Origin of the sequence: Pseudomonas fontis, from assembly GCF_028656955.1 — a bacterium.
In the GTDB taxonomy this organism is placed as follows: Bacteria; Pseudomonadota; Gammaproteobacteria; order Pseudomonadales; family Pseudomonadaceae; genus Aquipseudomonas; species Aquipseudomonas fontis.
On sequence record NZ_JAMDGY010000113.1, the window covers coordinates 38,013 to 48,900 of the forward strand.

Below are 10,888 nucleotides of genomic sequence, written 5' to 3' on the forward strand. Positions count from 1 at the left end.
GTGCTCCGGGCGGGTTGTTTCTGCCCGGGCACTGCACATGAATTCAGACGCCGACAAGGATTTCAATGTCTCGCCAATCTGACCTGCGTTACACCTTCAAACCTCTAGCCGGGGATGCCGCCTTTGAGGTGGTGTCGTTCGAGCTCAACGAGGGCTTGAGTCGCCCCTTCACCTTGAGCGTCGAGCTGTCCAGCGATGAGCCCGACGTTGACTTCGGCCAGTTGCTCGACTGCCCTGTTCTACTGACGATCTGGCGCGGCGAACGCCCCGTTCGCTACGTCCACGGCCTGGTCAGCAGCTTCACCCAGGGCGACACCGGCTTTCACCGCACCCGCTATCACGCGCTGATCGAGCCGCAACTGGCCCGCGCCCGCCTGCGTTCGAACTGGCGGATCTTCCAACACAAGAGCGTGCCGCAGATCTTCGAGATCCTGTTCAAGGCGCAACACCTGAGCAACGTGGAGCTGGTGGTCTGCTTCGACCACCAGGTGCGCGAATACTGCGTGCAGGCCGGGGAAACCGACCTGGCGTTCATCGAGCGCCTCGCCGCTGAAGAAGGCTTCATCTACGCCTTCGAGCACACCGCCAAGGGCCATCAGCTGATTCTTACGGACCGTTTGCTGGCGCTGGGCTTGATCACCCGCAGCGTGATCAAGCCAGACCCAGAGGACCAGGACTACGAACCAGAAGACGACGGTGGCGACCCTCTCGCCGTGCTCTACAACCCTGTCCCCGGTGGCGATCACCCCGAGCCTGCGCTGCACCACTTTCGCTATAGCGAGCAGGTACGCTCGGCCAAACAGGTGCAGCGCGACTACAGCTTCAAACACCCGGCCTACCGCCAGGAACACAGCGCTACCGCCAGAGACTTGCAGCACCAGTCCCACGACTACGAGCGCTTTGATTTCCCCGGCCGCTACAAACGCGACGAAGTCGGCAAGCCCTTCACCCAAACGCGCATGGCCGCCTTGCGCCACGACGCGCGCATCGCCGAGGTGCAAGGCGACGACACCCGCCTGCAACCGGGCCTGAGCTTCAACCTGATCGAGCATCCGCGCGAAGATTTGAACGTTCACTGGCGGGTGCTGCGCATCCAGCACATCGGCATTCAGCACGCCAGCCAGGAAGACGAAGCTGCGGGTGCCCATCAAGGTACTTCCTACGTGCAGCACGCCGTGCTGATCCCCGGCCGCATCGAGTGGAAGCCTGAATCACTGCCCAAACCGCGCATCGACGGCCCGCAGATGGCAACCGTGGTCGGGCCACCCACCGAGCAGATCTACTGCGATGAATGGGGCCGGGTAAAGCTCAGTTTCCCGTGGGACCGCGAGAGTCAAAGCAACGAGTTCAGCTCTTGCTGGGTGCGGGTATCCCAGGGCTGGGCAGGTGGCAACTGGGGCTCCATGGCGATACCCCGAATCGGTCAGGAAGTCATCGTCAACTACGAAAATTCGGACCCCGATTTACCGATCATCACGGGGCGCACTTATTGCGCCACCCAGCCCCCGCCCTATGAGTTGCCCAAACACAGAACCCGCATGACCATCAAAAGCCAGACCCACAAGGGCGTGGGCTTCAACGAGCTGCGCTTTGAGGATGAACTGGGGCATGAGGAGGTGTTCATCCATGCGCAGAAGGACCAGAACAACCACGTCAAACACGACGAGACCACCTTTGTCGGCAACGACCGCAGCGAGCGTGTCGAGCACGACGAAATCGTCCTGATCGGCCATGACCGCCGTGAGGAGGTGGGCCAGCACGAGTCTGTCAGCATCGGCCAGAACCGTGAGCATCACATCGGCAACGAAGACAGCCTGACCATCGGCCAGACCCACACCATCATCACCGGCCAGGATCGCATCGAGACGGTAGGCAATCACCGCCAGGACAAGACCACGGCCAACCACTGGGTGGAAATCGGCGGGCATCAGGAGCATATCGTTGCCGGGCACAGCTCCCTGCAAAGTGGCGAATTCATTCGTCACCAGACCAAAGTGTATGAAATAGAAGTCACCGACAGCCTGACCATCAAGAGCCCGGCGGGTGCGCTGCGCATCGATGGTGCGGGGGTCACACTGGACGGCGTGGCGCTCGCCTTCAAGGGCCCGATCAGCCAGCAACCCAAAGGCAGCACCCACACCACCTCCGCCTTCGGCGTACCCACGACCGGGGAGCCGATTTGCCTCAGTTGCCTGCTCAAGGCCATTGCCGAACAGCGCAACACCGTGCGAATGGAGGGGGCCGGAGCATGAGCAATCCTTTTCTCACGGCGGTGCTCAATACGCTTCGTGAATCCGGGCGCTATCGGCTGAGCGCCATAATTGAAATGGCTGCCCTCACCCCCACAGACCGCGACAGGCTCAGGGAAGCCTACGCCCAGCGCAGTTGGCCGCTGCTTCATCAAGCGCAATTCAGCAATCTGCGGGACCTGGGCCCTTGGCTGTTTGCCGCACGCCCGGGTGCCGAACTTAGCGGCCAATACGACTTCCAGTGCACCCTGGAGCGCAGTGCCGGCGATGCTGTATGCGGCTGGATCGTCAGTGCCATGCCCCCGGCGCAGTTGGCCAGGCACCTGGCCCAGGCCAACACGGTCATCGGCACCGATGGCCACCCTTACCTTCTGCGTTATCACACGACGTTTGCCCTCAGGGCCCTGCAGGCGCGCCGGGAGCTGCCCGGCATCAACGAGTGGCTGACGCCTATTCGCCACTGGTGGGTGCCGATCGCGTCAGCGAACAAACGGCTGTGGTCCCAGGTGTCCGGTTACGACCGCCCGGAAGCAATAGACATCCCGCCCCTCGAACTCGACCAGGCGTGCTGGGAAGCACTGGCAGGCGAGCCACTGAGCCATTACCTGGCCGAGTTGCTCGGCCGCGCGGAGGTAGGGGATCACTGCCATGGCACGCGCCTGGGCCTGGTTGAGCACTTCCTTGGTCGGGCCCGTGAAGCCGGCTTGAGTCAGCGTGACGACCTTATCCACTACGTATTGATGATGACGCAGGACGCGGCGCGACTCGGCAACGGGTCCGGTTGGGAGCAAGCGCTGGCGGCCACCCGGGACCAGGCCCTCCCCCTTTCGATTGCCGTGAAAACCCACCTGCAACCTTCCCGTTCCGAGGCATGAGCATGAGCGATCTTGAGTGGCTGGACCAACGCCTGGCGCAATGCAAAAAAGCCTGCGACGACTGCGGCCCCCTGCTGAACCACAGCCCGGCCGTCGAGTGCACGCGAGTGTTCGAATTGCTCCCGCTGCGCTACGCGGCGATCGGCGGCAATGCTGCCCAGCGGGCGCGCCTGCCGCAGTTGCCTGAACACCTGCGGCCCTTTCAGGATATCGGCGAGCTCAGCCAGTCGAGCTACGCCATCCGCCCGCTGCGTGAGGGTTTTCTCTATCTGCTGATCAAGCGCAGAAGCGAGCCGGAGTACCAGTGGCATAGCCAATTCCGCATCGCACCGACGGGCCTGCTGCACTACATCATTGCTGAGCAGCCCTGGGAGCCGACCCCTAGCATGAACAGGATCGATGCCATGCAGCTTGGTTTCGGCTGGACGATCACCCTGTTTGACCTTGACGACATCGCAGAGCTTCGACCGCTCTACAGCCCGGACCCGCTGACGCCGCAAATGCTCGACAAGTACCGATTGATTGACGCTGGGTACCGTGCCCAACTGCCGGTGATTGATATCAAGCATTTCATCGAACCCTCTGATGCCCCGCCGCAAGCGCATGTACTCAAATACGATCAGCTCGAGTGGGTCGCCGACTTCACTGCACTGCACGATCCGACGCTGAAGGCACTGCTCACCGCTCAGCCCTTCAACTACCGACAGCTGGTTTCGATGACCGCCTCATATCAGGCACTGATGCCTGATGGCGACCAGCGCAAACCCCGTGGTGCGGCCATCGTGATCGATGACGCCATTGGCATCACCCAGGAGCTCAATGCCTGGCGCAATGCGGCGATTGATGAACTGCGGACCCAGTGGTTGATACGCTCCGTCGAGGCGGACGTGGACAACGAGCGCAAGCTGCTGGTGGCGCAGTCCTTTCTGGAGGTGGAAAAACTCTACCCGCAGATGGTGGCCGACGAGTTGGTGAAGCGGGAGGTGACGGCCGAGAAGATTCGCACGCAGCTGCAGACACCGCCGGAGTTCTATGCCTTTTCCGAGCGGGCAAGACAGGACGCTGACGATCACGACGCACGCATGCAACCGCACCTGGAGCAATTCGAACGTGATGCGCGGGCCAGGGTGCAGGCAAGGCAGGACGCCGGCGAATTCAAGGCAAGGTTCGACAAGAAGTATGGCCCGCTGGTGGATCGCCAGGCCATGCGGGACCACCTTGAGAGTTTCGAGCACACCCTGCGCCAAGCCCAACTGGCATCCGAGGCCCGCGCTGAAGACCATGCGCGCTGGGCTTCCAGTGGGCACTTGCTCAGGGCGTTGGATCGCTATGACAACACAGACCTGATCAATGGTTTGGCCTTCGCCGAGCAGACCGGGCGTTGTGTGCTGGGCATGGAAGTGTGTGCCCCTGGCATGAAGCTGCTGGACCAGTGGTGGCGCAGCGATTCGGCAGCCCGTTCGAATCTGGCGATCCGCGGGGTCACTTACAACCAGGATGATATTCGCGCCGAGCTGACGGCCCTGCGCGACGCGGCACGAGTGCTGCAACCGGCCGACTCGCCCTTTGAGCTCCCCGAGTCACTGGCCAGGCAGGCTCATGCGGCGGCGAACGCCTTTGGCCGGGTCAATACGCTGTACGAACAGCTGCAAACCCACAGCGCCACGGCCAGTGTCGGCCTGTATGCCTGGTATGCGGCCTTGGGTCGCCAGGTGCTGCGAACTGCCACCCCGAACAGCCTGGACCGTGTCTTGCACCACGGCTTGCGTCTGTCGCTATTCGCTTCTGTTCATGAAACAGCGGTGGATGTGCGCATTACCGAAGCGGCCCGCAGTGGCCAGCCCCTGAACCCTAATCGCACCGGTGGCCAGGTGAGCCGCTATCTGGATAAAGCCTGGAGCGAAGGCTTGGTCCAAGCCAACAGGAGCGACTTCTACAAGGTGCGGGCGAGCGCCTTAGTGTGCCTGCTGGAAGGCATGCTGATGGCATTCAAAGCCCGGCAATTGCCGGACAGTAATTTACGCCAAAAAACCGAGCTATTGGCCGCCGCCATGACCACCGCAGCGGCCGGCTTTGAGTTGGGTGCCAGCTTTGTGGAGCAGGTGTTGACCCGGTTTGGCGGGAACAGTGTGACCGGTAAGGGTGCTTCGGTGGCATTGGGACGCTTGAAACTCTGGGGGGCGAGTTTGGCTGGAGTAGGTGGCATGGTAATGGCGTGGTGGGATTTTCAAGATGGGGCTCAGCATCGTAAAGGGGCACACGGCGCTGGTACTAACCAGTCCAAAAAGAAGTCCAATTTATTGGCGACTGCCTATTTCACGCGCGCGATAGCAACCGCAACGCTGGGTGCTGCTGAACTTGGGACTGCAATTGCTATTGCGAAACCCCTTTTTGATCACTTAGCAAAAAACAGAAAAAACACTGCGCTTCGCCTTATGGGCAAGATACTAGGAAAATTTGCGGGGCGACTAGGAACTCAAGCTGCTCGCTTGCTACTGGCCAGAGTAGTACTGGGTGCATTTTGGATTGGCCTGGCCATTACAATAGCAATAGTGATATTCGATGACGACGCACTGGAGAAATGGTGTAAACGATGCGTATACAGAATAAATAAAAGCACCGAACTATTTAGTGAAGAAAATGAGCTGCCTAGCCTATATTCAGCGCTCAGCGAGGTAGTCTAATGTACTTGATAGAATGGTGCTTGTGGCAAATGAACAAAGAGTCTGCGGCCAAACGCCAAGTGTTTGAGTCTCAGCAGACACGTGCTCAGCGGCGTTCCTTCAAGGACACCTACGAGGATGACCTAATCGCGGACGTCCATTTCAATTCGGTCAGTGAGAACCCGCGCCACCGTGGCCCCGTATTTGCCTTCAACGATACGTATCTTGAATTGCGCTGTGGCGGCTCAGAGGAAAAACGCGGGCTAATAACCCTCGCGACAGTTGGTTTCTTGCTGCCGATGTCGCAGGCCTGGGTAGATATAACGTTTGGCTTCTTCCAGATGATTGTTGCTGAGCTACCAAACTTCGACATCGTGACAAGCCTATTGTTCATATACATGCTGTCACTGGGGTCTGCCATCTATTACTTCTATGCTAGATATGGCTTTCGCTTCAGCCGTTTGGAGATGCTCACCAGTCGCCACCTGCTAATTCGCTTCAATCGAAAAACCCAGCAAGTTCACTTACATCGACCGAGTCACTGTGGTGGCATTGTCACCCTTCCCTGGCGGTCGACATGTAGCACCGCGATCGATCCCCGTGATGACACCTTGAGCATCGGCATGCGCCTTGGCCTGATTTGGCATCCTCGCCTCACCGGGCTGCCACACATCGAAATGGCAATGCTTGGCAAACAAGGCCAAGGCGGCAGCGAACTACGTGACGAATGGGAGTACATCCGCCGCTACATGGAAGAAGGCCCTGACTCAGTCCCACGCCCACGCCTGAGCACTCAACTACCCTCCCCCCTCCAGGCCTTTTCCGCCCAGTTCGAAGGCCTGGGCCGCTTCCTGCGCAAAAGCAGTTGGCTGATGAAAGTAGTGCTGCTGATGGTCTGGCCGGCCTTCGTCGTGGTCGGCGGCTCACACTGGCTCAGCCTGATGCTCTGCTGGCGCCCGCGCTGGCCCAAGGTCATCCGTGAAGCCGGGCAACCTGGCAAGCCGATTCCACCGCTGACCACTCTGGAAGACTACCCGCCGAAAGTCCGCGAACGGCTGCTCGCCAACGCCGACCGTTGGCACCTCAAACCGGGCAAGCGCCCCGAAAAAAAGCCTCGTGCGCCCTCTCGCCGCGCAAAAAAAATAGAAGAGACCCCAACTTCATGAAACTTACAGGGTATGGGCGAGCACCTGGATGTGCATACTGATGGCATTCAAAGCCCGGCATTTGCCGGACGGCGTTTTACGCCAGAGAACCGAGCTACTGGTCGCAGCCAGGAACGACCTTGCTGGAGCCATGGGGACGCAAACAGCCCGCTTACTCTTGGCACGCGTGGTACTTGGGGCATTCTGGATTGGATTGGCCATCACCATTTTAATCTTGACACTCGATGACGACGCACTTGAAAGATGGTGCAAGCACTGCACTTATCGCTTAGATAAGCAGCTCTCTCTCCTTGGAGATAAAGATGAACTGACCTTATTATTTAAATTTTTGTGCGAGGTAGTCTAATGTATCTCATCGAATGGGGGTGGTGGCAGATGCAAAAGATGTCTGCCAAAAAACGCAAAGAAATAGACTCATCCAAAACACCGGCACAACGCCGTGCAGCCACTGACTACTACGAAGGGGACTTTGACTCCGAAACTCACTTCAACACGGTAAGTGACAATCCTGCCCCAAGAGGCCCCATATACTCACTCAACAACACCTACATGGAAATGCGCTGTGGTGGGTCGGAGGAAAAGCGCGGACTGATAACGCTCATGACCATTGGCTTTTTACTCCCAATGACCAGTACCTGGATAGAAATAACATCTGGCTTTTTCTATGACATCGCCACACAGCTACCAGATTTCAGCGTCGTGACAATCCTATTAAGCATATATATGTTATCGCTCGGCATCACCTTCTATTATTTGTATGCCAAATATGGATTTCGCATTACTCGCTTGGAAATACTCACCAGTCGCCACCTGCTTATCCGCTTTAATCGAAAAACCCAGCAAGTTCACTTACACCGACCGAATTACTGCGGTGGCATTGTGACGTTCCCATGGAGGGCGACAGGCAGTACCGCGATAGATCCGGGTGAGGACCCTCTAAGCATGGGCATGCGGCTTTGCCTGCTTTGGCATCCGCGCTTCACCGGGCTGCCACACATCGAAATGGCAATGCTTGGCAAACAAGGCCAAGGCGGCAGCGAACTACGTGACGAATGGGAGTACATCCGCCGCTACATGGAGGAAGGCCCCGACTCAGTCCCGCGTCCACGCCTGAGCACTCAACTACCCTCCCCCCTCCAGGCCTTTTCCGCCCAGTTCGAAGGCCTGGGCCGCTTCCTGCGCAAAAGCAGCTGGCTGATGAAAGTGGTATTGCTGATGGTCTGGCCCGCCTTCGTCGTGGTCGGCGGCTCACACTGGCTCAGCCTGATGCTCTGTTGGCGCCCGCGCTGGCCCAAGGTCATCCGTGAAGCCGGACAGCCGGGCAAACCCACTCCACCGCTGACAACTCTGGATGACTACCCACCGAAAGTCCGCGAACGGCTGCTCGCCAACGCCGACCGTTGGCACCTCAAGCCGGGCAAGCGCCCCGAGAAAAAACCTCGCGCGCCCTCTCGCCGGCCCAAAAAAACAGAAGAGACCCCAGCCTCATGAAACCCACCGTACTTGTTGGTCACCAGAGACCAGGCGCTGCCACGCTCAACCGCAGAGCAACCCCCTCTGCAATCCATACGGACTTGAGGTACGACCATGGGCGATCTTGAGTGGCTGGACCAACGCCTGGCGCAATGCAAAAAAGCCTGCGACGACTGCGGCCCCCTGCTGAACCACAGCCCGACCGTTGAGTGCACGCGAGTTTTCGAATTGCTCCCGCTGCGCTACTCGGCGATAGGCGGCAATGCTGCCCAGCGGGCACGCCTGCCGCAGTTGCCTGAGCACCTGCGGCCCTTTCAGGATATTGGCGAACTCAACCAGTCGAGCTACGCCATCCGCCCGTTGCGTGAAGGCTTTCTCTATCTGCTGATCAAGCGCAAAAGACAGGAGGCATACCAATGGCATAGCCAATTTCGCATCGCACCGAATGGCTCGCTGCTGTACATCGATGCCGACATGCCGTGGGCACTAGCGCCCAGCCCTACCACCATCGACGACATGGTCCGCAGCTTCGGCTGGACGATCACGCTGCATGATCTGGACGATATCCAGGAACTGCGCCCGCTCTACAGCCCGGACCCGCTAACACCGCGCATGCTCGACAACTACCGGCTGCTCGACAATGAGTATCGGGCCAGCCTGCCAGCCATCGACATTGGCAATTTCATTCAACCTTCCGATAACGCACCGCAGCCCCATGTGCTCAAACATGACCAGCTCGAATGGGTCGCCGACTTCAAGGCGCAGCACGACCCAGCGTTGCTGTCGCTGCTGGATACCCAGCCGTTCAATATCGGTCAAATCATCTCCATGCCGGCCTCGCACCAGGCACTGAGCCCAGCAGCTGGCCAGATAAAGCCACGCGGTGCGGCCATCGTGATCGACGATGCCATTGGTATCACCCAGGAGCTCAATGCCTGGCGCAATGCGGCGATTGAGGACATACGCAACCAGTGGTTACAGCAGCCGGCCGAGCCAGGCGTCGACAATGAACGCAAGCTGCTGGTGGCGCAGTCGTTTCTGGAGGTGGAAAAACTTTATCCGCAGATGATGGCCGAACAGATCGTAAAGCGGGAGGTGATGCCCGAGAAAGTACGCACGCAAATGCCAAGGTCGATGGTCGCCTATGAGTTTTCCGAACAAGCGCGCAAGGCTGCTGACGACTACGACGCTCAAATGAAACCGCACCTTGACCAGTTCGAACGCGATACGCGAGCCAAGGTACAGACGCGACAGGATGCCGGTGAATTCAAGGCCAAGTTCGACAAGAAGTACGGACAACTGGTCAATCGCCAAGCCATGCACGATCAACTCGATAGTTTCGAGGCCACCTTGCGCCACGCTCAACTGGCGGCCAATGCGCGCGCAGAAGACCACGCACGCTGGGCTTCAAGCAAGCGCTTGCTGCAGGCGTTGGATCGCTATGACAACACAGACCTGGTCGATGGCTTGGCCTTTGCCGAGCAGACCGGGCGCTGCATATTCAGCATGGAGTTGTGCTCGCCGGGGGCAAAACTGCTGGATCAATGGTGGCGCAGTGATTTGGCTGCGCGCTCAAACCTGGCTGCCCGAGGGATCGCATTCAATCAGGACGATATCCGGGATGAACTGACAGCCCTGCGCGAAGCCGCACATGTGCTGCAACCGGCACACTCATTTCTGGAAATGCCTGAATCGCTCGCGCGCCAAGCGCTCGCTGCCGCCAATGCGTTTGCCCGGGTCAACGCGCTTTACGAGCACCTGCAAACCCAAGGTGCCACAGCCAACGTTGGCCTCTACGCATGGTATGCGGCGCTGGGGCGCCAGGTCATGCGTACGGCTGCCCCGAACAGCATGGACCGCGCCTTGCACCACGGGCTGCGCTTGACGCTGTTCGCGTCCGTTCATGAAACCGCTGTCAATGTACGACTCACCGAAGCCGCGCGCAGTGGTCAGGCGCTGGACCCGAATCGCAGCGGTGGCCAGATCACCCGCTATCTGGACAAGGCCTGGGCCGAGGGGCTGATGCAGGCCAACAAGAGCGATTTCTACAAGGTCCGTGCAGCTGGATTGGTGTGCCTGCTGGAAGGGATGTTGATGGCCTTCAAAGCGGGACAACTGCCGGACAGTGATGCGCGGCTGAAAACTGAGTTGTTGGCTGCCGCAATGACAACGGCAGCTGCGGGGTTCGAGATAGGCGCTAGCTATGTGGAGCAAGTGGTGACCCGGTATGGCGGGAAAAGTGTGACCGGTAAGGGCACAGCAGTAACCTTGGGGCGACTCAAGCTCTGGGGGGTCGGACTGGCCGGGATGGGTGGACTGGTCCTCGCTGGGGGGGTCAGAAATTTTGTGTTCGGGCATAAAATGAGCAAGAGGGGCATGTATGCCAACCAAAAAGAAACCCGCGCGCCAAGCGCCACGAGAATTACCGAAAATCCCGAAAGAGCTGCTTGAGCAGTTCGGGG

The 10,888-nt window shown here is 59.2% G+C and carries 7 protein-coding genes; all 7 read left to right on the forward strand.

What is annotated here, in order from left to right:
- Nucleotides 1-65 precede the first annotated feature (65 nt).
- The 7 genes from M5G11_RS25600 (at nt 66) to M5G11_RS25630 (ending at nt 10,877) form a co-directional block, all read left to right on the forward strand.
- The gene (locus M5G11_RS25600; RefSeq protein ID WP_273909269.1) at nt 66-2,252 is read left to right on the forward strand and encodes a type VI secretion system Vgr family protein; all 2,187 of its coding nucleotides are present in this window, start codon (nt 66-68) and stop codon (nt 2,250-2,252) included.
- The gene (locus M5G11_RS25605) at nt 2,249-3,124 is read left to right on the forward strand and encodes a DUF4123 domain-containing protein (RefSeq protein ID WP_273909268.1); all 876 of its coding nucleotides are present in this window, start codon (nt 2,249-2,251) and stop codon (nt 3,122-3,124) included. The genes M5G11_RS25600 and M5G11_RS25605 overlap by 4 nt, the downstream gene beginning before the upstream one ends.
- 2 nt (nt 3,125-3,126) lie before the next feature.
- Nucleotides 3,127-5,808 carry a T6SS effector BTH_I2691 family protein gene (locus M5G11_RS25610; RefSeq protein WP_273909267.1) on the forward strand — a complete coding sequence of 894 codons (2,682 nt, stop codon included), beginning with the start codon at nt 3,127-3,129 and terminating at the stop codon, nt 5,806-5,808.
- A complete protein-coding gene (locus M5G11_RS25615) occupies nt 5,808-6,953 on the forward strand; it encodes a DUF6708 domain-containing protein (protein WP_273909266.1) in 1,146 nt (381 codons plus the stop codon). Before M5G11_RS25610 ends, M5G11_RS25615 begins: the two co-directional genes overlap by 1 nt.
- A 40-nt stretch (nt 6,954-6,993) precedes the next feature.
- Nucleotides 6,994-7,299: a hypothetical protein gene (locus tag M5G11_RS25620; RefSeq protein WP_273909265.1), complete on the forward strand. Its 306-nt coding sequence runs from the start codon at nt 6,994-6,996 to the stop codon at nt 7,297-7,299.
- Nucleotides 7,299-8,444, forward strand: coding sequence for a DUF6708 domain-containing protein (locus M5G11_RS25625; protein WP_273909264.1), 1,146 nt, complete (start codon nt 7,299-7,301; stop codon nt 8,442-8,444). Before M5G11_RS25620 ends, M5G11_RS25625 begins: the two co-directional genes overlap by 1 nt.
- Nucleotides 8,445-8,540: 96 nt before the next feature.
- Nucleotides 8,541-10,877 (forward strand): T6SS effector BTH_I2691 family protein, encoded by a 2,337-nt coding sequence (locus tag M5G11_RS25630; RefSeq protein ID WP_273925406.1) that lies wholly within the window; start codon nt 8,541-8,543, stop codon nt 10,875-10,877.
- Nucleotides 10,878-10,888: the final 11 nt, after the last annotated feature.